20 protein-coding genes and 7 pseudogenes are annotated in these 20,690 nt (G+C 70.3%); 18 read left to right on the plus strand and 9 right to left on the minus strand.

Annotated elements, in window-relative coordinates; genetic code table 11:
- The first annotated feature begins 137 nt into the window (after window positions 1-137).
- Entirely contained in the window at window positions 138-425 is a 288-nt protein-coding gene (locus ACZ4O3_RS25135) for a metal-sensitive transcriptional regulator (protein ID WP_362714818.1), read from the plus strand.
- Window positions 426-444: 19 nt separating this feature from the next.
- Here ACZ4O3_RS25135 and ACZ4O3_RS25140 read toward each other — a convergent pair.
- Window positions 445-1,369 (minus strand): annotated as a pseudogene (locus tag ACZ4O3_RS25140) (TSUP family transporter); the annotation flags it as partial.
- Between the two features lie 265 nt (window positions 1,370-1,634).
- Between ACZ4O3_RS25140 and ACZ4O3_RS25145 the strand changes: the two are divergent.
- Both ACZ4O3_RS25145 and cutA read left to right on the plus strand, forming a co-directional pair.
- Window positions 1,635-3,251: a purple acid phosphatase family protein gene (locus tag ACZ4O3_RS25145; protein ID WP_362714821.1), complete on the plus strand. Its 1,617-nt coding sequence runs from the start codon at window positions 1,635-1,637 to the stop codon at window positions 3,249-3,251.
- A gap of 828 nt (window positions 3,252-4,079) precedes the next feature.
- Window positions 4,080-4,392 (plus strand): annotated as a pseudogene (cutA, locus tag ACZ4O3_RS25150) (divalent-cation tolerance protein CutA).
- A gap of 61 nt (window positions 4,393-4,453) precedes the next feature.
- Here cutA and ACZ4O3_RS25155 read toward each other — a convergent pair.
- Window positions 4,454-5,247: pseudogene (locus ACZ4O3_RS25155) on the minus strand (transcriptional regulator); the annotation flags it as partial.
- Window positions 5,248-5,256: 9 nt separating this feature from the next.
- On the opposite strand from ACZ4O3_RS25155, the gene ACZ4O3_RS25160 reads away from it, so the two are divergent.
- Window positions 5,257-5,487 carry a hypothetical protein gene (locus tag ACZ4O3_RS25160; RefSeq protein ID WP_467724550.1) on the plus strand — a complete coding sequence of 77 codons (231 nt, stop codon included), beginning with the start codon at window positions 5,257-5,259 and terminating at the stop codon, window positions 5,485-5,487.
- A 337-nt stretch (window positions 5,488-5,824) separates the two neighbouring features.
- Here the strand turns inward: ACZ4O3_RS25160 and ACZ4O3_RS25165 are convergent, their stop codons facing one another.
- A complete protein-coding gene (locus tag ACZ4O3_RS25165; protein ID WP_467724355.1) occupies window positions 5,825-6,898 on the minus strand; it encodes a Gfo/Idh/MocA family protein in 1,074 nt (357 codons plus the stop codon).
- A 287-nt stretch (window positions 6,899-7,185) separates the two neighbouring features.
- Here ACZ4O3_RS25165 and ACZ4O3_RS25170 point away from each other — a divergent pair, with 287 nt between their 5' ends.
- On the plus strand, window positions 7,186-7,767 hold the full coding sequence (locus ACZ4O3_RS25170; protein WP_467724357.1) for a TetR/AcrR family transcriptional regulator: 582 nt from the start codon (window positions 7,186-7,188) through the stop codon (window positions 7,765-7,767).
- Window positions 7,768-8,082: 315 nt separating this feature from the next.
- Here the strand turns inward: ACZ4O3_RS25170 and ACZ4O3_RS25175 are convergent.
- Window positions 8,083-8,667, minus strand: a pseudogene (locus tag ACZ4O3_RS25175) (MFS transporter); the annotation flags it as partial.
- Window positions 8,668-9,530: 863 nt separating this feature from the next.
- Between ACZ4O3_RS25175 and ACZ4O3_RS25180 the strand changes: the two are divergent.
- The 3 genes from ACZ4O3_RS25180 (at window position 9,531) to ACZ4O3_RS25190 (ending at window position 11,974) form a co-directional block, all read left to right on the plus strand.
- Window positions 9,531-10,133: a nuclear transport factor 2 family protein gene (locus ACZ4O3_RS25180; RefSeq protein ID WP_362714835.1), complete on the plus strand. Its 603-nt coding sequence runs from the start codon at window positions 9,531-9,533 to the stop codon at window positions 10,131-10,133.
- 48 nt (window positions 10,134-10,181) lie between these two features.
- Window positions 10,182-11,162 carry an NADP-dependent oxidoreductase gene (locus ACZ4O3_RS25185; protein WP_362714838.1) on the plus strand — a complete coding sequence of 327 codons (981 nt, stop codon included), beginning with the start codon at window positions 10,182-10,184 and terminating at the stop codon, window positions 11,160-11,162.
- Window positions 11,163-11,518: 356 nt separating this feature from the next.
- Window positions 11,519-11,974, plus strand: coding sequence for a hypothetical protein (locus tag ACZ4O3_RS25190; protein ID WP_362714841.1), 456 nt, complete (start codon window positions 11,519-11,521; stop codon window positions 11,972-11,974).
- Here ACZ4O3_RS25190 and ACZ4O3_RS25195 read toward each other — a convergent pair.
- A pseudogene (locus ACZ4O3_RS25195) lies at window positions 11,931-12,143 on the minus strand (IS5 family transposase); the annotation flags it as partial. The gene ACZ4O3_RS25190 and the pseudogene ACZ4O3_RS25195 sit on opposite strands and share 44 nt — an antisense overlap.
- A gap of 548 nt (window positions 12,144-12,691) precedes the next feature.
- Here ACZ4O3_RS25195 and ACZ4O3_RS25200 point away from each other — a divergent pair.
- The 6 genes and pseudogenes from ACZ4O3_RS25200 to ACZ4O3_RS25225 all read left to right on the plus strand — a co-directional run.
- Window positions 12,692-12,781 (plus strand): annotated as a pseudogene (locus tag ACZ4O3_RS25200) (PhnA domain-containing protein); the annotation flags it as partial.
- Window positions 12,782-12,935: 154 nt separating this feature from the next.
- Complete coding sequence (locus ACZ4O3_RS25205) at window positions 12,936-13,277, plus strand: ArsR/SmtB family transcription factor (RefSeq protein WP_362714847.1); 342 nt, start codon at window positions 12,936-12,938, stop codon at window positions 13,275-13,277.
- Window positions 13,274-15,007 carry a SulP family inorganic anion transporter gene (locus ACZ4O3_RS25210; RefSeq protein ID WP_467724360.1) on the plus strand — a complete coding sequence of 578 codons (1,734 nt, stop codon included), beginning with the start codon at window positions 13,274-13,276 and terminating at the stop codon, window positions 15,005-15,007. The genes ACZ4O3_RS25205 and ACZ4O3_RS25210 overlap by 4 nt, the downstream gene beginning before the upstream one ends.
- Window positions 15,004-15,411, plus strand: coding sequence for a pyridoxamine 5'-phosphate oxidase family protein (locus ACZ4O3_RS25215; protein ID WP_362714853.1), 408 nt, complete (start codon window positions 15,004-15,006; stop codon window positions 15,409-15,411). The genes ACZ4O3_RS25210 and ACZ4O3_RS25215 overlap by 4 nt, the downstream gene beginning before the upstream one ends.
- On the plus strand, window positions 15,411-15,842 hold the full coding sequence (locus tag ACZ4O3_RS25220) for an ATP-binding protein (RefSeq protein ID WP_362714856.1): 432 nt from the start codon (window positions 15,411-15,413) through the stop codon (window positions 15,840-15,842). Before ACZ4O3_RS25215 ends, ACZ4O3_RS25220 begins: the two co-directional genes overlap by 1 nt.
- A 50-nt stretch (window positions 15,843-15,892) precedes the next feature.
- Window positions 15,893-16,265, plus strand: a pseudogene (locus ACZ4O3_RS25225) (STAS domain-containing protein); the annotation flags it as partial.
- Window positions 16,266-16,619: 354 nt separating this feature from the next.
- On the opposite strand, the gene ACZ4O3_RS25230 reads toward ACZ4O3_RS25225, so the two are convergent.
- Window positions 16,620-16,802 carry a hypothetical protein gene (locus ACZ4O3_RS25230; RefSeq protein ID WP_467724361.1) on the minus strand — a complete coding sequence of 61 codons (183 nt, stop codon included), beginning with the start codon at window positions 16,800-16,802 and terminating at the stop codon, window positions 16,620-16,622.
- A 651-nt stretch (window positions 16,803-17,453) separates the two neighbouring features.
- Here ACZ4O3_RS25230 and ACZ4O3_RS25235 point away from each other — a divergent pair.
- A complete protein-coding gene (locus tag ACZ4O3_RS25235) occupies window positions 17,454-17,804 on the plus strand; it encodes an ArsR/SmtB family transcription factor (RefSeq protein ID WP_384992034.1) in 351 nt (116 codons plus the stop codon).
- A 277-nt stretch (window positions 17,805-18,081) separates the two neighbouring features.
- Window positions 18,082-18,507: an NADH-quinone oxidoreductase subunit B family protein gene (locus ACZ4O3_RS25240; protein WP_467724363.1), complete on the plus strand. Its 426-nt coding sequence runs from the start codon at window positions 18,082-18,084 to the stop codon at window positions 18,505-18,507.
- A gap of 68 nt (window positions 18,508-18,575) precedes the next feature.
- Here the strand turns inward: ACZ4O3_RS25240 and ACZ4O3_RS25245 are convergent, their stop codons facing one another.
- From ACZ4O3_RS25245 to ACZ4O3_RS25255, 3 genes are all read right to left on the minus strand, one after another.
- Window positions 18,576-18,761, minus strand: coding sequence for a DUF6126 family protein (locus ACZ4O3_RS25245; RefSeq protein ID WP_362724277.1), 186 nt, complete (start codon window positions 18,759-18,761; stop codon window positions 18,576-18,578).
- A 32-nt stretch (window positions 18,762-18,793) separates the two neighbouring features.
- Window positions 18,794-18,943, minus strand: coding sequence for a hypothetical protein (locus ACZ4O3_RS25250; RefSeq protein WP_467724365.1), 150 nt, complete (start codon window positions 18,941-18,943; stop codon window positions 18,794-18,796).
- 101 nt (window positions 18,944-19,044) lie between these two features.
- Window positions 19,045-19,383 (minus strand): ArsR/SmtB family transcription factor, encoded by a 339-nt coding sequence (locus tag ACZ4O3_RS25255; RefSeq protein ID WP_362724283.1) that lies wholly within the window; start codon window positions 19,381-19,383, stop codon window positions 19,045-19,047.
- Window positions 19,384-19,427: 44 nt separating this feature from the next.
- Here ACZ4O3_RS25255 and ACZ4O3_RS25260 point away from each other — a divergent pair, with 44 nt between their 5' ends.
- Both ACZ4O3_RS25260 and ACZ4O3_RS25265 read left to right on the plus strand, forming a co-directional pair.
- Complete coding sequence (locus ACZ4O3_RS25260; protein WP_467724367.1) at window positions 19,428-19,622, plus strand: hypothetical protein; 195 nt, start codon at window positions 19,428-19,430, stop codon at window positions 19,620-19,622.
- A gap of 344 nt (window positions 19,623-19,966) precedes the next feature.
- Window positions 19,967-20,686, plus strand: coding sequence for a phosphatase PAP2 family protein (locus ACZ4O3_RS25265; RefSeq protein ID WP_467724368.1), 720 nt, complete (start codon window positions 19,967-19,969; stop codon window positions 20,684-20,686).
- The last annotated feature ends 4 nt before the right edge of the window (window positions 20,687-20,690 follow it).

The raw sequence follows: 20,690 nt of genomic DNA on the forward strand, positions 1-20,690 counted from the left end.
TCAGCTCGTGCAGCCTGGTCGGCGCCGAGGGCGACGGGAGCGGGGGAACTGGTCATGGCAGGTGTGATCCTTGGTGGTCGACGCCGTCCCGAACCGGGACGTACAGTACCCCGAGGGGTATTTTTCGAGGAGTGATCGTGGAGCTTGATCTCGCGGGTACGGAGCTGAAGGCCGTACTGAACCGGCTGCGCCGGGCCCAGGGCCAGATCTCCGGTGTGATCCGGATGATCGAGGAGGGGCGGGACTGCGAGGAGGTCGTCACGCAGCTCGCCGCCGCCTCGCGCGCACTGGACCGCGCCGGGTTCGCGATCATCGCGACGGGCCTTCAGCAGTGCGTGACGGACATGGAGTCCGGCCGTAAGAACGGCGAGGACCCGGAGGCGATGCGGGCCCGGCTGGAGAAGCTGTTCCTGTCCCTGGCGTGAGCGCGCGTCACGGTGTGCCTCACACCAGCGCGTCGACGAGCATGAAGGCGGCCACCGCCAGCAGCACCAGGGCGAAGATCCGCTGAAGCGTGTGCCCGGAGATCTTCGCGGACAGCTTCTTCCCGTCCCAGGCTCCGAGGATGGCGGCCCCGACGAAGGGGCCCACGACCGCCCAGTCCAGCCCCTCGACCGTACCGGCCCGGGTCGCCAGCGCGGCCAGTGAGCTGACGGTGATGACCAGCAGGCTGGTGGCCACGGCGTTGCGCATCCGCATGCCGAGCACGCCCACCAGCGCCGGTACGGGGAGGAAGCCGCCACCGACACCGAGGAAACCGGTGACCGCGCCGAGTCCGGCCCCGGCCGCCGCGGCGCGCCCCGGCCGTACGGTCACGGCGCCCTCCGCGGCCCGCCGGGACCGCAGCATCCGCACGGTGATCTCGTCGAGGCGACGGTGCAGGGTGTGGATCGGGATGTGCACCGAGCCCTCGACGAACCCGACAGCCCGCTCCGACCCACGCCGGACGTCCAGGGCGACGACCTCCTCCCTGGCGCGCCCGGCCAACTCGGCGAACGTCGCCGGCGGAAGGAGGCCGGCGCGTCACCCTCCCGGACCCAGCCGTCCGGCCCGCCGGTGGCCGCAGCCGCTGGCCGGTCTATGCCCACCCGCACCAGCTCACGCTGCGCGGCAGCGAGTTGTGCCGACGACTCGGCAAGCAGCGTGACCGGCCTGCCCCACGGGATCAGCCAGGCCAGGTAGGTGGCCAGCTGCCCTTCCGCCTCGAAGTTGAGGGATCCCGACACATGTCCTGCGGCGAAGGCGATCCGGTTGCGCAGATCCACCACCCACTCCCCGCCGCCAGCCGCGCGGCGATCTCCTCGGCGTCGGCCACAGCCGGTGGCGTCAGGTCGACGGGCGCGGGTCCGGCCGCATTGGCCGGGCCCATGACTTCATCACGATTGACGGGAGCGCGCCCGAACACCCCAACCGCTCCAAGGCATTACCCAAAACAGGGCCAGGCCGCCGGGAATTGCCGTCCGTTGCGGTGACCGCCACCTGGCGTTCATACCTGTCTCACCGCTCCGGTCGACCGTGCTCCCTAGCGTCCGTGAGTGCGCGCACCGCTGACCTGCCGCAGCCCCCTGTCAGGTTCGGAGCGCTGCTGCCCGGTCGGTGTGCGACTGCACCCGACGACGCGAAAGGCCCCTGGAATGTCCCAAGAACCCAAGCAAACCAGAATCTCTCGTCGCAACGCGCTCGGCCTGTTCGGCGCGACGGTGTCCGGCACCGCCGCCGGGCCACTGGTCCTCGGCGCCGGAACCGCCGAGGCGGTCCCGGCGAGGTCGGAGGTCACCGGTCTCACCACCGGCTCGGCCACCACCCCCGTCCAGGGCCTGCACCTGACCTTCGGCGCCGACCCACGCAGCCAGATGGTCGTCTCGTGGGTCACCGACGCGGCCGTCAAGAACCCCCGGGTCGTTTACGGCACGCTGAGTGGCGGCTTCGGCTCCACAGTGCACGCGACGACGAAGACCTACGTGGACGGCACCTCCGGGCGGACCGTCTGGGTCCATCACGCGCTGATCAGCAAGCTCAAGGCCGACACCGACTACCTGTACGCGGCCCAGCACGACGGCGCCACCCCCGACGCCGGCACCTTCCACACGGCGCCGTCCGGCCGAGCTCCGTTCACCTTCACCAGCTTCGGCGACCAGGGTGCGCCCAGTGTGACGTGGAAGACGGGAGCGAACCCGGCCGACGCCTCGGGCCGGGACTTCGAGCCCAACGCCACGCCCGCCGCTGCCGACATCGTCACCGGCGTCGAGAAGGTCGGCCCGCTGTTCCACCTCCTCAACGGTGACCTCTGCTACGCCAACACCGGGCCCGACCGCATTCGCGTCTGGCGCGACTTCCTCACCAACAACAGCCGCTCAGCGCGATTCCGCCCGTGGATGCCGTGCGCGGGCAACCATGAGATCGAGCTGGGCAACGGCAAGCTCGGTCTCGACGCGTACCAGACCTACTTCGAACTGCCCTCGACCGAGACCCAGCCCGAGCTCGACAACCTCTGGTACTCCTTCACGGTCGGCTCGGTGAAGGTGATCTCCCTGCAGAACGACGACATCGCCCTGCAGGAGGGCGGCGACATCTACATCAACGGCTACTCCGGCGGTCGGCAGCTCGCCTGGCTGGAGCAGGAGCTCAAGTCGGCACGGGCTTCGAAGGCCATCGACTGGATCGTGGTCTGCATGCACCAGGTGATGATCAGCTCGGCGACCGCCGCGAACGGCCCCGACGTCGCGCTGCGCGCGGCGTACGGCCCGCTGTTCGACAAGTACGGCGTCGACCTGGTGGTCTGTGGCCACGAGCACGACTACGAGCGCTCGTTGGCGGTGCGTGGAGTCGTCCCCGGCAGCGTCACCCTCACACCCGACCCGAGTCAGACCGCACTCGACGTGATCGACAGTGCGCACGGCACGACGCACATGGTCCTCGGCGGTGGCGGCGTGTCCGGCATCACCAACAACAGCTTCACCACCGACGACGCCGACGGTCAGGGGCATCACTCGGCGTACGTCCAGATGGAGCACGTCGGCAAGTTCAACTCGGTCAAGGAGAAGGAGACGGCGGTCTGGATCGGCGTCCGGGACGCGGAGCATCCCTACGGCTTCGCCGAGTTCGCCGTCGACCCGGGCCGTCACCCCGGTGACATGACCCGCATCCACGTCACCTACTACAACATCATCACGCCCACAGGTGAGCTGTCGGTCTTCGAGAAGTTCACGCTCCAACGCCGTCGTAGTGACGGCGGCCACGGCCAGCACTGACCCACCGCGACCAGTAGTAGTAGTAGTCGGCAACGCCTGGGGCCGGGACGACGTCCCGGCCCCAGGCGTTGGGTGCAGATCCTTTGAGGGTGTCTGGCACGAGCGTGACCTGCGGGTTCGTAATCCAGCACCGCTACGCCGTGTCAGTTACGCCCGGCCGTTCGGCGCCGACGCGGACGAACGGGTGCCATGAGAGACAGACGGGCAGGTCGGCCGCGCTGGGCTCCGTGGCGACGTGGGGCTCGATCCGTACAAAACCGCAGGTGTGCCAGACCCTCAAAAGATCTGCACCGACCGGGAAGGCGAACGCGAGTGAACCGCTGACGACGCGTCGTAAGTAGTAGATGACATCAAAACCGGGGTGTCGACAGGATCCCGGGACACGGGTAGGCGGCCGGGGATACCGAGCGGATGCGGGCCGTCGAGGTTGTCGAGGGCCCGAGCCGCCATCACGTCAGGGCGTCGGCAAGCATGAAGGCGGCCACGACCAGCAGGACCATTGCGAAAATGTGCTGCAGGCGGCCGCCGTGCGGTCGACGTTGCCGACCCACGCGCCGTGCACGACGCATTCGGGCGTGCACGCGGGCCTGTGTTCCCGCCACTCGCGGAGTTCCGCATGTCGTTGCCGCAACCACCCGCGATCCCCCTCAGACAGGGACGTCGCCGCCTCGATCACTCGGGGACCCGTATGAACGCTCGGGTCTGTCGAGCGGAAAGTGCGGCACGGGCAAGGGACGGAGCTGTTTCAGCAGCGTGACGTGTGCCCTTGACGGCTGGGTAGAGTCGCGGTATTCGAGCTGGAGAGGTAGTTGTACGGCCAACGATATTGTGATTACGCAGACGACCAGCGACGACGAGGATCAGGCGAAGGCGCCGGGCCGGGGCGCGGTCGGGAGCAAGCTGGCAGCGGGCGTTCACGTTGATGCGTCGATCACCGCCTTCCATTGGTGGAAGGGGAAGGTCGAGACGGCGCAGGAGTGGCGGATCTCGTACATGACTACGACGGACCGTCTCCCGGCACTGGAGGCGTGGCTGCACGAGCAGCACCCGTACGATGGTTCCCCAGTGGATCACGCTGCCCGTGAGTGGTGGGTCGGAGGCGTACCTGTCCTGGGTTGTCGAGGAGACGGCACGCGACTGACGGCCGACAGGTCATACGACGGCGTTCCCATCCTGAGCTTGCCCGTGTGCCGCGCGGGGGGTCAGGAAGCGAACTGCCGCAGGTGAACGCCAAGTTCCCGCTCGCTGTCGGGGAGCGACGCTGCGATAGTCGCGGCGCGCTCCTTGCCCATCATGTTGGGCTTGGCCTGAGCCGCTGCGGCGAACTGGCGTGACACGTAGACGCCTTGGTGAACGTCACCTCCACGCAGCAGGGCCGAAGCGAGATCACCGAGAACCACGCCACCCCCATCCGACAGTTCGTCTCCGAGGCGGCCGACCGCGGTGTCGGCTGTAACGGTGAGTTCAGGACGCCCCAACTGTCCGTATACGGAGAGGGCCAACGAGTCCATGCGGTACGGGGTCACGAACCGGACCCACGCCTGCTCGCTGGTGTGGGTCCGCAAAGTCGTAGACGAAGCGCGCTCGCTCCAACGCCCGGAGCGCCCCGTCTCGTCGCCGACCGCCGCGGCTTCCTCCGCGTGCCTGCCGAGGACCCAGGCGGCAGCCGTAGCGTTGCCGTGGCCTCGCACATCGTTGGCCGCTTGGGAAAGGAACTCCAACTTCGCCTTCGGCGACGAAGCGCCGTGGCTGCACAGGTCAGAGCCAGAGCCCGGAGTGGAGGGTGCCCGGCGGTCGCCGCGCACTGCGAAGTGACCCTGTAGCAGACGTCGGCTCTGTCGCGCTCGCCCAGGTCCCAGGCCACTCAACCGGCCAAGGCTGCGGTCTCTCCAGCGGCGATGGCGAGAGCCCGTTCGTGCTCGCCGGCACGAGGCAGAGCCGCGGTGATCGCGTCAAGGTGCGCCTCGACTGTGCTTTGTAGTCGCCGGGCGCTGATGGGCGATCGATGGCTGGTGAGGTCCGGGAGCTGGGTGAGTATGTGACGCCAGTTCAGGGGTTCCAGCGTCCAGGTGGCGAGGGCCTCGCGTCGGTGTCGGTAATCGATGGCGGGACCTGCGACGAGTTCGGCGGTGACGGCATCGAGGACCTGTTCGAAGTCGCGGGCCGTGCCGCCGGTGATCACCGGCGGCTACGGGGTGCCGATCGCGAGGACGTCGACGAGAAGCCGGCGGTGTAGATCGCTGATGTTCACGCGGCCGCGGACGTCCGGTGCGCAAGCTCGGGGAACGCGGCCTTCCACGCCTTGCGGATATGCCTCCTGATCATGGTCCTCACGTGCCGCACCCCGGCGGCAGAGGGAGTGGCGTCGCAAGACGGCTGCGGGACCACGGCACCCCTCATTCCGCGTGCGCCCAGTGAATGGCACGACGGGCGCGGCGCGGATGCGGCTCGGCTGCTCCACGGAATCCGGCGAGTGCGCGGCCTTCGTCCACTGTGGGCAGAGGTTGTCCTGATCACCACCTGCGGATGCCGGACCGACGGCGGGTAGCGCGGGCCCGGCGAAGGGCGATCAGTCAGACCGAGGGGCCCTGCATGGCGTCGATGAGCCGGTGGCGGGCCAGGGCGTAGGAGAAGTCCGGCACGGTGTGGGTGCCGTAGCGCAGGTCGCGTGCCAAGTGCGAGTAGAGCGCGGCCACGTTCCGTGAGGGACCCGCGAGCTCCTCAGGGATGTCGGCGCGGTATTCGGCGGGTACCTCGATCGGGGAGACGGCGGCGTCGTCACCGAAGCCCCCCTGCAAGGTGAGGTCGGCGATCTGCATGTTCCCCCAGCCCGCGGTCAGGACGAGGTCGCCGTCGGTGCCGTTGATCTCCCAGCGGAAGTTGTCACCGCGCGAGGTGCCGCCGCGGTAGAAGACCGACGCGGCCGCCCCGCCCTCCAGCGTGCCGATCAGGGAGATCTGGTCGGCCGCGGTCACCGGCAGGACGCTGCCGTCCTCGGCCACGGTGACCTGCTCGCGCCCCACGACGAGGTTGGACGAGTGGTGGGTGAATTCCCCGAGGGCCACGCTGAGCGCGTCAACGGCGTGCAGGGCGGCGGCGGTCAGCGGAGTGGCGCCCTGGGTTCTGTCGTACCAGTAGGCGTGCGCCCGGGTGGTCTGCGGTCCCCAGACCATGCCCGAGCCGATCATGGCGGTGCCGATGACCCGGCCGATCCTGCCGTCAGCGATCAGTCGCCGGGCATAGCGCAGCTCGGGGTGGTAGCGGCCCTGGAGGCCGATGACAGTGCGTACGCCGGCGGTCTCGGCGCGGCGGACCAGGTGGGCGGCCTCCGTCCCGTCCAATGCGAGCGGCCACTCGCTGTAGACGGTCTTGCCCGCGTCGATCACGGCCGAGATCAGCTCCCGGTGGTGGGGCACCTTGACCGCCACGACTACTACGTCCACGCCCGGGTGGGCGATCAGCTCCGCGTGGTTGTCGAAGGCCGCTTCCACGCCGAAGGCGGCCGCAGCGGCGTCGGCGGACTCCTGGCGCGAGGTGCTGACGGCGCGCAGTTCGAAGTCCGGCAGCGCCTTGAGCGCCGGGACGTGGCTGACCGAGGCCCAGCCGTGCTGGCTCGCGCCGATGATGCCGATACCGATGGTGCTCATGTGCCTGCTCCTGAGAGTGACCGGCTGACCGGTTGACCGGCTGACCGGGTGTGCGTGTGTCCGGGGTGCGTGTCCGGGCGGGCGAATGCCCTGGGTGAGGGGGCGGCCGGAGACCGGATTGCTGCTGTCTCCCTGGCCGCGTCCCTTAGTGCACACTATCTGGAACAAAGAGTCAAGAAAGTTCCCTTCTGGCGCCGGTGGACAGCAACTCACCTGCTGTACGGGTGGCGCTCGCCGCCCACGGTGTTAATTGACTGGTCATTCCTGATTCGGATACCGTGGTCGGCATGGTCAGGATGAGAGAGTTCGACACCGAAGCGGCAGTGGAAGCGGCAATGGACGCCTTCCGCGCCAAGGGCTACGAGGGCACGTCCGTGCAGGACCTGGTGGCAGCCACCGGAGTCGGGCGGGGGTCGCTCTATGCTGCCTTCGGCAACAAGGAGGGGCTGTATCTCGCCGCCATGGATCGCTACCGCGAGATGTACGCCGTGCCCCTGGTCGACATCCTGCGCGCCGGGGCACCGGCGCGCGAGCTGATCCGCGAGGTCCTGCTCGGCACCGTCGACACGATCGTGGAGGACGGCAATCGCAGGGCTTGCCTCATCGTGGGTGCCGCGATGGAGCGCATCGCCCATGACCCCAGGGTCGCCGCCCATGTGCGCGCCACGACCACGTCGATTGAGGACGCGCTGTACGAGGTCATCGTGGAGGCCCGGTCGAAGGGCGAACTGCCCGCCGGTCGCAGCCCCCGCGACCTCGCGCGGTATCTCGTCGCCACGCTCCACGGACTGCGGGTGCTGGGTGCCATCAACCCCGACCGGGCCTCGCTCGCCGCGGTGGCGGAGGTCGCCCTCGGCGCTCTCGGCTGAAATTGGTGTCTGGCGGGTGGGGCGCAGGTCCAGCGCGGCGAGGTCGTCGTCGGCCGCCACTGCTTTCTGAGCGGGGGGCTTGCCCACGTTGACCGGGAAGAAGGCGATGAGCGCGGCTGCGGCGACCAGTGCCGCCTGGTCCCCGGGATGGGCACTGTGGCGGGAGGCGAGGTAGTCGGCCGTCGCTCGGGCGGCGATGGTGACGAGCAGCGCGGTGCCGATGGAGCCGTCGATCTGCTGGGCGACGCCGACGTCGCGGGCCTCGACGCCGTGGGCGCCCGAGCCGAAGGCAGGCATGAACGCGGTGCCGATACCGACATCCACCCCCGTCTTACCGGCCGCGACGAAGGCGAAGGACGAATCGGCGTCGAGCGGCGAGAGCATCGGCACGCCCGCGCCGGAAACCGCGAGTCCGGTGCTCATCAGCACTCCGGGGCGCACGCGGTGGAAGAGGCGGGCGCCGATCCGGGTGGAGCCGATCGCCTGCAAGACCGCCACGGGGATGATGGCCAGCCCACTGATCACGGGCGAGTGTCCCCTGACCAACTGGAAGCAGTAGCTCAGGAAGAGGAACATGCCGAACATGGCGATCACGGACAGGTAGGCCCCGGCCTGGTTCCGCTCGGTCAGGACGCGCAGCGGCAGCAGTGGCGACTTCGCCTTCGCCTCGAGCGGGACGAGGACGCCAGCAGCACCACGGACAGGACGAACACGCCGATGGTCGTGGTCGAGCCCCAGTCGTCGTCCTCCGCCCTGTGACGCCGAGCACCAGGGCGACGGTGCCGCCGGCGGCCACGGCGGCTCCGGGCAGGTCCAGGCGCCCACGGCGGGTCTGCCGGCTGTCGGCCCCACCAGTTTCAGGACGCCGGCGATACCGATCGCGGCGATCGTCAGGTTGATGTAGAAACACCAGCGCCAGTTGACTTACTGCCTCAGGACGCCGCCGAACAGCAGGTCGGCGCCGCCGGTGGCCGTGGCGATGGCATCCGTGGATGCCGAGCGCCTTCGCCCACTCCTTCGCGTCGGTGAATTCCAGTGAGATCAGCGCGAATACGGCGGGGCGAGCAGCGCGCCGAAAGCGCCCGGGAGCGCGCGTGCCGTCGGCAGCGTGGGGAGGTTGGGCGACAGCCCGCTGACGGCCGAGGCCACCGCGAACCCGACAAGGCCGATGACGAAGATCTTCTTGTGCCCCGCAGGTCCGCCGGCCGTCCGCCGAGGACGAGCAGGTCGCCGAATGCGAGGCCGTGGGCGGTGATGACCCACTGTCGACGGCCGTCAGAGAAGCCCAGGCCGTAGGGCGCGGACGACAGGGCGATGTTCATGATCGCCGCGTCCAGGAAGACCATCGGTTGGGCGACGCCGATGAGGATAAGCGCTCTCCAGAGCGTCGAGGGTTATGGAATGAGCGTATCAGAAAGTGGGGATGCGGTATGGCGTCCGGTCTGCGTAAAGGTCCACTTCTGCGTCGGAGGACGCGCCATTCCTAAGGTGAGGGCATCGTCACCGTCGCCGTGATGTGTGGCAGTCGTTCGGTGATCGCCGCTCCGTTCAAGTTGACTGAGCGTTCCAATATCCGTAGAGTCTGCTCTGCCCGGCACGGTTGTGGTTACGAACCTGCCGACCTGGCCCCGTCTCGTAGGGACGGGGCCAGCCGCGAACGCCGGGACGCTCCACCGCATTGACCTCGGGGCCGCCGAACGGGCGCCACCCGAGCGTCAGCGTCCGAACGCGGCACTTGAATGCCACACGAGAAAGAGACAGCAATGACCTCCGACCGCAGCAGGACTCCCTCCGACCGCTGGTTCTCCAAGCGGGCGGGCATGGTGACGGCCGCCGCCCTCCTCGTGGCCGGAGGAGTGGCGACCGGTACGGCGACGGCCAGTTCGCACCACTCCCACGACGACAAGGCCGGCAGCGCTTCCACCGCCGCGACCGTCCGCAACCTCGCGGACATCCAGGACATCGAGAAGCTGAAGGCCCGTTACTTCCAGGACATCGACACCAAGCAGTGGGCCGATCTCCAGGCGCTGTTCACGCCCGACGCGCACATCAACACCGGCCAGGAATTCAACAGCCCGGCGGAACTGGTCAAGGCCACCAAGACCCTGATCGCCGACGCCCCCACCGCGCATCAGGGCCTTCTTCCGAACATCACGGTCAAGGGGGACACGGCAACCGGCACCTGGGTCATGGAGGACTACGTCAACCTGAAGGCAGGCGGCGGTTTCCACGGCTACGGCCAGTACCACGACACCTACAAGCGCGTCGACGGACGTTGGTACATCACCGGATCGGTGCTGGAGCGGTACCGCATGGACACCCTCCCCGACACGGGCCCCTACCAGGCCCCGCAGAAGACCAACTGACCCGCTGCCGGACCGCTGGGGCGCCGCCGCACCCCAGGAAGGAGAACCATGAAAGCCGTCGGAGTGTCCCGCTTCGGAGGACCGGAAGCCCTGGAGGTCTTCGAGATTCCCGAGCCGCACGCCGGTCCCGGCCAGGTCCGCATCCGGGTCCACGCCGCGACCGTCAACCCGGGGGACCGCTACCTGCGCAACGGAGCGATCGCCCACCTGGCGCCGGGGCCGCCTTACATCCCCGGCATGGAGACGGCCGGCGTACTGGACGAGATCGGCCCCGAGTCGGTGACCGGCCTGCGCGTCGGTGACCGGGTGACGGCCATGACCATGCCGCTCTTGCAGCACGCCGGCGGCTACGCCGAATACGTGGTCCTCCCCGCCAGTTGGGTCGTCCGTGCACCGGCCGGCGTCACATACGCCCAGGCCGCGACCCTTCCCATGAACGGCCTCACCGCCAGGCAGGCCCTCGACCTGCTCGCCCTGACCCCGGGACAGACCCTCGCCGTCATCGGCGCGGCCGGCGTCGTCGGTGGATACGCCGTCCAGCTCGCGAAGGCCGGCGGCCTCACCGTCATCGCCGACGCCTCACCCGCCGACCGGGAGCTCGTGCACGCGCTCGGCGCCGACACCGTGATACCCCGCGGCGATGCCGTCACCGACCACATCCTGCGGGCGGCCCCCGGCGGCGTGCACGGCCTCCTGGACGCAGCCGTCCTCGGCTCGGCCACCCTCGCGCCGGCGGTCCGGCCCGGCGGAGGGATCGCCGTACTGCTCGGCGAAGGCGCCAAAGCCATGCGGCCCGGCGAACTCGGTCGCCGTTCCGTCCGCCTGCACCCGGTCAACGTCCCCGACTCGCTCGGCGACCACGTCCGGCTCGACCGCCTGCGCGCCCAGGCGGAGGACGGCGTCCTCACCTTGCGGGTCGCCGGGGCCTTTCCTCCGGAGCAGGCTTCCGACGCCCACCGCCTCCTCGAATCCGGGGGCGTTCGCGGCCGCCTCGTCCTGCGGTTCCGGGAGGAGGACGCGGACGGGTGATCGAGCCAAAGACCGGCCGGCCGGGAGCGGCCACCAAGAACAGACAGCTCGACCTGTCGGGCCGACGGTGTCAGAGCCATGGTGTGGTTCAGGCGCCTTGCCGACGCGGTCCGGGGCGGGCCGCCTGCTGAGCGAAGGCAGCTCTTGGCCGCTCGTTCGCCTCACGGGAATGCCTACCCGCCCACTCGCCTTGAGACGCTGTTGTCTTTCTGGGCTGAGGACTGTGTTTCCGCTGGTCAGGCATAGGCGGTGACCCTGTGGGAGTGGTGACCTGTCATATCACCGTTCTCGTGGAGGTCGTGGATGCCGTCGGTCGTGGGGCTGCTTGACAGCGCGAGCTCGTTGCTCGGCGTCGGGTGGACGAGCTGCGAGAGGAGGCCGACCGGATCGGGGCCGAGCTGGCCGCGGCCGAGCGAGACTGGCAGGAGTGGACGATCGCCCGCCAGCGGGTCGGTGTGCTGCTGTCCGCGCCGGGTGACGTCGGGGCAACTGCCGAGGCTCCGGCGTCGTCGGCGGCCGCACCGCAGCAGAAATCGCAGGTTCCGGTGTGGCGCGACGGACTGGCCCGGTCGGCTTTGTCAGCCGGCTACCAGCGCATTTTGCAGGCCCTCGCCGATCGGGTCCGGCTCGGGCAGGGCCCGCTGACCTGCCAGGAACTGGCGGCTGGGTTCGGCATGGACCTCGTGCCGGTGTGGGTGGAGGCGCTGCGGTCGAAGGCGAAACGCCTGGTGGCCTGCGGCTGGGCAGTCGAGCCGGTGCTGGGCCGCTTCACGCTCGCGCAGGGCGTGGCCGGGCCGGACGGCGCGTCATGAGCTGGATCATCGACCAGTAGATCATCGCCTCGGCGCTGGAGATGGACCGCTCGAAGTCACGGACCAGGCGGCGACTTTGCATCAGGTGGGCGAAGAGGCGCTCGACGATCCACCGCTTGGGCAGCACCACGAACCCCTTCTGGTCGTCGCTGCGTTTGACGATCGTCAGGACCGGCGCGGGCGTGGCCAGGCAGTACTCGACGAGGGCACAGCCGCCGGTTCCAACCGCCGACTGAAGCACTCGGTCACACCGACTCCATACACCATGACCTGCATGGATGCGACAGAAATCGAACCTTTGGCGCAGTAACTGGTGCGCGATGCCATGCCCTGCCCGAAAACCTGATCGCCGTCCAGGGCGCCCGGGACCGGACCACCCGGGCGCTTGCGCGTCGCCTGCCGGCAGACGACGTCCTGCGGCGATGTCTACTGGAGCTGTCGGGGTGATATTCCGGTGACGGACGAACACACGGGTTTCGTGAGGTGCGAATCCCCCTGCACCTGCCCACGTACCTCACGCGCTGCCTCCGCGCCTTCGGCTCCCCTGATGTCACCGAACGACGAACCCTCCTCCGGGCGACACACACTGGTCCCACCACGCGGCGCAGGTCCGAAATCTGTCGGCATCCGCCGCGTACACGACCGTCGTCCAGAGTACGGAGGTGCTGATGGGCACCCCGGGCAGCGAGCACGGATTCGGCCTCCGGGCATCCGGCCGTCGACGGGGTCGACGGCCATGACATCGCCTGCAAGATCGACGGTTTCGGTGCGATGCAGCTGAAGTCGAGCGTGGTCAGGACGGGCTGACCTCGCCCCGGAGGATTCCTCAGCGTGCGCAGCTGATGCTGAATTGCAAAATTTCGCAATTGATTAGATGCTGTGTTTACTGTGTCCGCAGGTACCCACTTGAACAGCCGTCGCCTGGCCCCGGGTGGGGCGCTGTCGGGGAAGTCGAGGTGTCGTGTCCGTTCCGCTGAACCACGCCAAGGCCGAGTTCTTCCGGATGCTCGGGCATCCAGTACGGATCCGGGTGCTGGAGCTGCTGCAGGACGGACCGATGCCGGTACGCAGACTGCTGGCCGCGATCGAGGTGGAGCCCTCCAGCCTGTCGCAGCAGCTGGCGGTGCTGCGCCGCTCGGGCATCGTCACCGCGACGCGGGAGGGCTCGACGGTCGTCTACGAGCTGGCCGGCGGGGACGTCGCCGACCTGCTGAAGGCCGCGCGACGGATCCTCACCGAGATGCTGGCCGGGCAGAACGAACTGCTGGCCGAGCTGCGGGAAGTCGAGGTCGCCGCGCGATGACGTCCGTCCTCACCCGGGTCCATGGCCGGATCGCCGCGCTGCTGCCTGGCCGTGGCGATCTGACGGAGATGGGCCGCGACCCGCGCCGGGACCTGCTCGCGGGCCTGACCGTGGCGATCGTCGCGCTGCCGCTCGCGCTCGGTTTCGGCGTCTCTTCCGGGCTCGGCGCCGAGGCGGGACTGGCGACCGCGGTCGTCGCCGGCGCGCTCGCCGCCGTGTTCGGCGGCTCGAATCTGCAGGTGTCCGGGCCGACGGGCGCGATGACGGTGGTGCTGGTACCGATCGTCGCCGCACACGGTCCGACCGGGGTGCTCACGGTGGGGCTGATGGCGGGCGTGATACTCGTCGCGCTCGCCCTGCTCAAGGCCGGCAAGTACATGCAGTACGTGCCCGCGCCCGTGGTCGAGGGGTTCACCCTCGGCATCGCCTGCGTGATCGGTCTGCAGCAGGTCCCCAACGCGCTCGGGGTGCCCACGCCCGAGGGCGACCGCGTCCTCGTGGTGACCTGGCGCGCACTGGAGGAGTTCGCGAAGGATCCGAACTGGACCGCCGTCGCCTTCGCCCTGGCCGTTGCCGCCGTCATGCTGGCCGGGGCCCGCTGGCGGCCCACGATCCCCTTCTCCATTCTCGCGGTGATCGCGGCCACCGCCGTGGCGCAGGTCGCCGGCCTGGACGCGGCTAAGCCGATCGGTGACCTGCCGTCCGGCCTGCCCGCGCCGTCCTTCTCCTTCCTGGACCCGGGCGCTCTCGGCTCCCTGCTCGCTCCCGCCGTCGCGGTGGCGGCGCTGGCCGCTCTGGAGTCGCTGCTGTCGGCCTCGGTGGCCGACGGCATGACGGTCGGCCAGAAACACGACCCGGACCGGGAGCTGTTCGGTCAGGGCCTGGCCAACATCGCCGCCCCGCTGTTCGGCGGTGTCCCAGCGACCGGAGCGATCGCCCGCACCGCGGTCAACGTCCGTACCGGCGCAAGTTCCCGACTGGCCGCCCTCGTCCACGCCGCGGTTCTCGCGGTGATCGTCTTCGCGGCCGCGCCCCTCGTCTCCAGGATCCCCCTCGCCGCTCTCGCGGGCGTGCTGCTGGCCACCGCGATCCGCATGGTCGAGGTCGGCGCGCTCAAGGCGACGGTGAAGGCCACCCGCTCCGACGCTCTGATCCTCGTTCTCACCGCAGTCGCGACCCTGGCCCTGGATCTCGTGTACGCCGTGATCATCGGCCTGGTCGTCGCCGGCGCCCTCGCCCTGCGTGCCGTGGCCAAGCAGGCCCGCCTGGACCAGATCCCCCTCGACCGCGGCGACCACAGCGCCGAGGAGCACGCGCTGCTCGCCGAGCACATCGTCGCCTACCGCATCGACGGCCCGCTGTTCTTCGGCGCCGCCCACCGCTTTCTCCTGGAGCTGGCCGAGGTCGCCGACGTACGCGTCGTCATCCTGCGCATGTCCCGGGTGACCACCATCGACGCCACCGGAGCCCTCGTCCTCAAGGATGCGGTCGAGAAACTCAACCGGCGCGGCATCGTCGTCATGACCTCCGGGATACGTGCCGGCCAGCGCCAGGTCCTGGACTCGGTCGGCGCGCTGGACCTGCTGCGCCTGGAAGGGCGCGAGTACGCCACCACGCCCGAGGCGATCCAGGGCGCCCGCGCCCATCTGGAGTGCGCCGGAGTCATGCCGGCCCGCCCCGTCCGGACGGCCCGGTCCACCAGCGAGGAAACAGGGGAAACCGTCGGATGAGCACTCCGTCCGCGTCGCTGCGCATGGTCGAGGTCTCCGGTGCCGAGGCCCTGTGGCTGCTGGAGGGCAGCGCGCTGGGGCGGCTGGTGTACCCGCAGCGGGGGGTGGCCGTCCTGCGGCCCGGCCGGCACACGTGGGAGTACGGCCTACTGGTGGTACGCACGCCGGCCCCGGCCGCCGCGATCCCCGCCACCGCGACGTACCACGTGGATGAGGTCCGCGCGGCGACCGGCACCGGCTGGAGCATCACCGTCGCCGGACCGGTCGGCGTGATCACCGATCCCGACGAGGCCGCCCACTACCAGCGCACGCTGACGGGCTGGTCCCACGGCCCGCACGACACCCTGCTGCGCCTGCGCCCCAAGACGGTGAGCGGATTCCGCCTCGCCCGTGCGGAGCCGTGATGAGCATCCGGCTCGAGGCCCTGCCCCACCGGCATGTGCTGACGCTGCCCGCGATGCCCTGCGCGGTCCGCACCGCCCGTCAGACCGCCGAGCAGGCCCTGGCCGAGTGGGGCATCGACCTGCGCCATCCCAGCGTCGGGCCGGCCCTGCTGATCCTCAGCGAGCTGGTCACCAACAGTGTCCGGCACGCCGCGGTGCTCTCCCCGCAGGTGACCGTCGTCTACGCGGCCGGCGCGGACTGTCTGGCATTCGCGGTGCACGACCGCCACCCCTACCAGCCGTCGCTGTACGCGTCGGTCACCAGCACCGGCGGCGGGCCGAGTGGTCTGGCCACCGTCATGGAGCTGGTCCTCGGCCTGGGCGGCACTGCGGTCGTCCGGGGTGACGCCGACGGCAAGGGCAAGAGCATCTGGATCACCCTCCCGCTCTGAGCCCGCCTCCTGTGAACCGACGGGCCGACCGCGCAGGGAAGCTGACGACCATGACCATCGAGTGGCGCTACACCGTCGAGCAGGACCTCGGCGTCCTGTCCGTCTCCGGTTGCCTGGGGCCGGACACCGTCCACCGCTTCGCCGGTGCGGTTGGCTGGGTGGTGGGACGCGGGAGCGGTCCGGTCATCGTCGACCTGACCGGTCTGCGCAGCTGGCCGGCCGAGGGGCAGCTGGCCGATCAGCGGGGCCGCCCGCCGTCTTGCCGAAGCGGGCCGCGGCCCGGAGCTGGCCGCGATCCCCGTCGACGGGTCCCTCGTCCCCGACGGGGGCCGTCCGCCCACCTCCGTGCACGCCGACCTGGCCGGCGCGCTCGCCGCACACCGCACGGCAGGCCGCCACGAGGGGCGGCCGACAGGATGGCCGGGCGGGGACGGCGCGGGAGTGACGCCGCAGTTCAGCCGGCGGCGAAGGCTCCGTCGGGATCCCGTACCGGTACGAGAGCGCTGATGTCCTCTGCCGTGGCGATGGCCAGGTCCTCGGCGAAGCCCGCCGCAGCCAACTGACGGCCGGAGGTGCATGCGGCGATGGCGCGAGTGAGGTCCGCGGTGCCCTCGTAGGCCGCTTTCGCGGCGGCGCACTCCGCCGATAGTGGCCCAGGGCGTACAGGTCGCAGATGAGGGCGCAGGAGCCCAGAAGGTCCTCCGGCGCGGGACGCAGGCTCCCGTCCGGCCGTTGCTCGCCCGCGGCGATCACGGCCACCGGATGCTCGGGCGTGCCCTAGCCGCGGGTTGTGAGCCAGGTGCCCACCGCGGTGATGTTGTGCAGGCGGGCGGCGGCCACCCGCACACCTGCTGGTGCGGCGGCCGCGATGGCCGCGCCGTTCGGGGACGGCGGCACCAGGCGCGCCACGAACGGGGCACGGCGCAGGTGGGCCGGAGAGAGGGACCAGGGACTGTCCATTGTGTGACGGCATTGCGGGCGACGGCCAGCCGCGCGCCGAACTGCCGCGCGCAGACGGCTGCCGCCTTCTCCGCCGCGGCCCGCTCGGGCGCGGTGGCGGGGCCGTCCGGCAGCCAGAACGGCAGAACCCCGATGTCCTGCTCGACGGCGATGCTCATCGCCGTGGTGAAGGACAGCACGTCCACGACGACCCCACAGGCTGCCTCTCCCGCGAGGCGTCCCGCGCCGGAAGGCCCCCACTCGAACCGGACCCCGCAGCCGGACTGGACACCCCAGTCACCCACGACTCGCGCCCCTGCGGGTCAGCGTCGGTCGCCGTCCGACGCGGACCTGGTGGTCCGGCCACCGAAGGAGAGCCTCGTCATGCGGGTGTGCCCGCACCGCGGGCACCGGCCGTCCGGGCCGACGGCGGTGGGCCGGCACTTGAGGCGGCACGCAGGCCTCCCTCACATGCCGTACGGACTTGCTAATCTTGGCAATTGTCGAGGTCGTCACCGCTGAATTCGGGCAGGGGGGTTCTCGTACGCGCTTTCGGCGCGGCCACCTGCCACAGGCGAGGATGGGCCGTATGTGTGTGACGAGTGGGTGGATGCGATGCACCGAGGACCGGCCGGTACGGCCGTGCCGCACTGCCGGGAAGGAGGCGGCACGATGACTACCCCGCTGTACCAACTGAAGGCCGAATTCTTCAAGACGCTCGGCCACCCGGCGCGCATCCGGGTGCTGGAGCTGCTGAGCGAGCGCGAGCACGCGGTGGCGGAGATGCTGCCCGAGGTGGGGATCGAGGCCGCGCATCTGTCGCAGCAGCTCGCCGTGCTGCGCCGGGCGAATCTGGTGGTGACCCGCAAGGAGGGCTCGACCGTGTACTACTCGCTGACCAGCCCGCAGGTCGCCGAACTGCTCAGGGTCGCCCGCACCATCCTCTCCGGCGTGCTCGCCGGCCAGGCCGAACTGCTCGCCGACCTGCAGGCCGCCCGGACGCAGGGGAAACCGCCGTCGTGACGACGGCCCTCGAACGGCGGCCGCCTGCCGAGAGCTGACAGCGCTCTGTACCGGGAGGGGGCCGCCTTCATCCCGCGGATCTCGGCCGTCGAGTACCGACAAGACGACGCAAACGTGGCAAAGAGCAGCAAAAGTGACGTGACTCTGGCTTCGGGAGAGCCCGTTGGCCACCTGTGGAAGCGAGTCCTCACCAGCGACGGAGCCCGCCCCGCCCGGACCAGAGGGTGGACAACTGCCCGCGGCCAGGGAGTTCGGCGGCTCGGTGCAGGTGCGGTGCGTGGATGCGGGCTCCTGCAACGGCTGCGAGATCGAGATCGCCGGCGCCTTCAACCCGGTCTACGACGCCGAGAGCTGCGGCGCTCGCCTGTTGGCCTCGCCCCGGCACGCCGACGCGGCGCTGGTGACTGGTCGGAACATGGCCGAGCCGCTGCGCCGTACGGTTGCCGCGATGCCCGAGCCGCGGCTGGTGGTCGCGGTCGGCGACTGCGCGATCGGCTGCGGGGAGTTCAACAGCAGTCACCTTCGGCAGCCCCTTCTCCCCCATCCACGCCGCTCACAGCAACCAGCCCATGGAAGAAATCTTCAAGCCGGCCCAGGGCGATCCGCCGCGAAGGAGGCGTACGGGCAGCCGCCGCGGGAGAGGAGCGGCCGTCCGCCGACTGGGCCGATCCGCAGCTTCACCGATGCCCGAGTGGTGGCATAGGGCCGTTCGGCCCCGGGCACGGGGCGAGGACGCATTTCTCTGGAGCGCCCTGAACCCCGGCGACGTGGTTACTTGTGCGCGTGCTCGCCGAGGTAGAAGAGCAGCCACACGAACCCGGCGAACAGATGGGTGCCGAAGATGTAGAAGCCCGCCCGGATCGCGACCCCGCGCTCGATCCGCCACTCGCGGTCCTTGTCCTTACCTTTGCGCGTCGTGTTCGCCGGCTGCTCGGCCGCCTCGGCTCCCTCACTCACGATGTCGTCTCCCTGTCCTGCGATCTCCACGTTCACCTGGCCTGTGACGGCATGCGGAACCTGCCGAGGACCACTTTGCCGCCGTGATGGTCGATGGCCGGTTCGAGGCCGGGCAGGAACGGCTCGGCGTCGGCGAACGCGGAACCCGGCGCGATGCCCACCTCACCGAATCCACCGGCCACCGCCTCATCGGCCGGCCGCACGGGCGACGGCAGACACGCTGTCGCCGCCGTCGCCACCGCGGGCCGGCGTCTGCGCCACGGACGGAACGGGTGCCCGCCCTTCACCGGGCTGCGTCCGTGGAACGCAGCTCTTCCAGCAGCTCCTGCCGGCCCGCCAGCAGCACGGACAGGATCCGGCGCGCCGCGGCCAGCAAGTCGGCCACGTCCCCACCCGCCAGCTCGTACATGACGGTGGAGCCGTCACGGGTTGCGGTGACGATCCCGGAGCGGCGCAGCACCGCCAGCTGCTGCGACAGATTCGACGGCTCGACCTCGATGGCAGACAGCAGGTCGCGCACCGGCTTCGGCCCGTCCTGCAGCAGCTCCAGCACCCTGATCCGCACCGGATGCCCGAGCATCCGGAAGAACTCCGCCTTCGCCTCGTACAGCGGAACCGGCATCCCGATCACCCCTCGTCCGGCTCTGTCGCCTCAACATCGAGCCCATGCCTGCGGGCAAACCTCACCGCGTCATCCAGCTCGTCCTGCGCCACCGCGACGGCGTAGGGGTCTTCGGCCTCCCGGGCGGCCGCCAGAGCAGCCCGGGCCGCCCGCACCCGCGCCAGCAGCGCCTCAACGACTGTTCCCACCCCGACCTCCACGCCGTGATCATCTGCGAGTCAGAGCAACTGACCAATTGAAGAACTCTTCAATTATAGACTGCGCGAACCACGGCCGTAGCCTCCCGCGAGGGCGCTCTGAGGCTCAGACGTCGCCAGCTGTCCACAGAGGCAGGACTCGCGCACTTCGGCCCCGCAGGCGCACTGGCGGACGAAAGCAAGCACGTCGCCTCGCCGCAGCGAGTCCCGGCCCAGCTCGTCGGCCAGCTCCCGAGCACGCCGAGCCACGCAGCCAAGCCTCGGGTTCTTCTGGAGCCTAGCTGCAAGTCCGCTGCCCCGGCGGCCTCCTGGACCGCCCCGACCACCGGCCAACGGTTAGGGTGACAAGCGGAAGCCGGGGGCGGACACGCAACGGGGGGCTCACGTTGGATCGCCGGGCAGGAGCGTACCTGGACGTCGGCCCGGCCCGGCCCGTGGCGCGCGCGGTGCTGCCCCCGTCACTGCACGCGTGGCTCGCGCCCGTCGCGGCGCTCGCCACCCTGGTGGTCGTCGCCCTCGGGTTCCGGTACGCCGGTCACGGCGAACCCGGCCGGCTGGACCGGTGGATCGTCCCGCCGACGGCGGACAGCGTGCGGGGGCCGTGGCGCCACGTCGCCCTGGCCCTGGACTTCCTGGGGGAACCCGCGGGATCGGTGCTGGTGATCGGGGCCGGGGTGGTGGGCTGTCTGCTGCTTCGGCGTCCCCGCGCCGCGCTGCTCGTCGTGGCCGGCGCCGGCACGACGGTGGGGACGACCACGCTCCTCAAGCACCTGGTGGGGCGCACCATCCACGGCCCCGGCAACCTGTCCTACCCGAGCGGGCACACCGCCTTCCTCACCGCCCTCGCCCTGATGGCGGCGCTGCTCGCGACCGGCCGGCTCGGTCTCGGCAGGGCGGCGGGCGCCTCACTCGTGCTCGCCGCGACGCTGGTCGCCGGTGCCGTCATGGGCTGGGCGGAGGTCTCCCTGGGTGCCCACTACCCGAGCGACGCCCTCGGCGGCTGGTGCACCGCGCTGGCGGTGGTACCGGCGACCGCGTGGCTGGTCGACCTGACGGCCGACCGGACGGCCGCGCGCACGACCGGCCCAGCCCGGCGGCGCCGCTGACGTC

It is taken from the genome of Streptomyces sp. NPDC026515 (assembly GCF_055567595.1).

What these genes read in the sequence shown, in the direction of transcription:
- ACZ4O3_RS25165 (WP_467724355.1), bottom strand. Translation starts at nt 6,898, where the DNA reads ATGAGCACCATCGGTATCGGCATCATCGGCGCGAGCCAGCACGGCTGG.
- ACZ4O3_RS25220 (WP_362714856.1), top strand. Translation starts at nt 15,411, where the DNA reads ATGAGCATCCGGCTCGAGGCCCTGCCCCACCGGCATGTGCTGACGCTG.
- ACZ4O3_RS25170 (WP_467724357.1), top strand. Translation starts at nt 7,186, where the DNA reads ATGGTCAGGATGAGAGAGTTCGACACCGAAGCGGCAGTGGAAGCGGCA.
- ACZ4O3_RS25260 (WP_467724367.1), top strand. Translation starts at nt 19,428, where the DNA reads ATGCCTGCGGGCAAACCTCACCGCGTCATCCAGCTCGTCCTGCGCCAC.
- ACZ4O3_RS25215 (WP_362714853.1), top strand. Translation starts at nt 15,004, where the DNA reads ATGAGCACTCCGTCCGCGTCGCTGCGCATGGTCGAGGTCTCCGGTGCC.
- ACZ4O3_RS25235 (WP_384992034.1), top strand. Translation starts at nt 17,454, where the DNA reads ATGACTACCCCGCTGTACCAACTGAAGGCCGAATTCTTCAAGACGCTC.
- ACZ4O3_RS25180 (WP_362714835.1), top strand. Translation starts at nt 9,531, where the DNA reads ATGACCTCCGACCGCAGCAGGACTCCCTCCGACCGCTGGTTCTCCAAG.
- ACZ4O3_RS25210 (WP_467724360.1), top strand. Translation starts at nt 13,274, where the DNA reads ATGACGTCCGTCCTCACCCGGGTCCATGGCCGGATCGCCGCGCTGCTG.
- ACZ4O3_RS25160 (WP_467724550.1), top strand. Translation starts at nt 5,257, where the DNA reads ATGGCTGGTGAGGTCCGGGAGCTGGGTGAGTATGTGACGCCAGTTCAG.
- ACZ4O3_RS25255 (WP_362724283.1), bottom strand. Translation starts at nt 19,383, where the DNA reads ATGCCGGTTCCGCTGTACGAGGCGAAGGCGGAGTTCTTCCGGATGCTC.
- ACZ4O3_RS25145 (WP_362714821.1), top strand. Translation starts at nt 1,635, where the DNA reads ATGTCCCAAGAACCCAAGCAAACCAGAATCTCTCGTCGCAACGCGCTC.
- ACZ4O3_RS25230 (WP_467724361.1), bottom strand. Translation starts at nt 16,802, where the DNA reads ATGGACAGTCCCTGGTCCCTCTCTCCGGCCCACCTGCGCCGTGCCCCG.
- ACZ4O3_RS25185 (WP_362714838.1), top strand. Translation starts at nt 10,182, where the DNA reads ATGAAAGCCGTCGGAGTGTCCCGCTTCGGAGGACCGGAAGCCCTGGAG.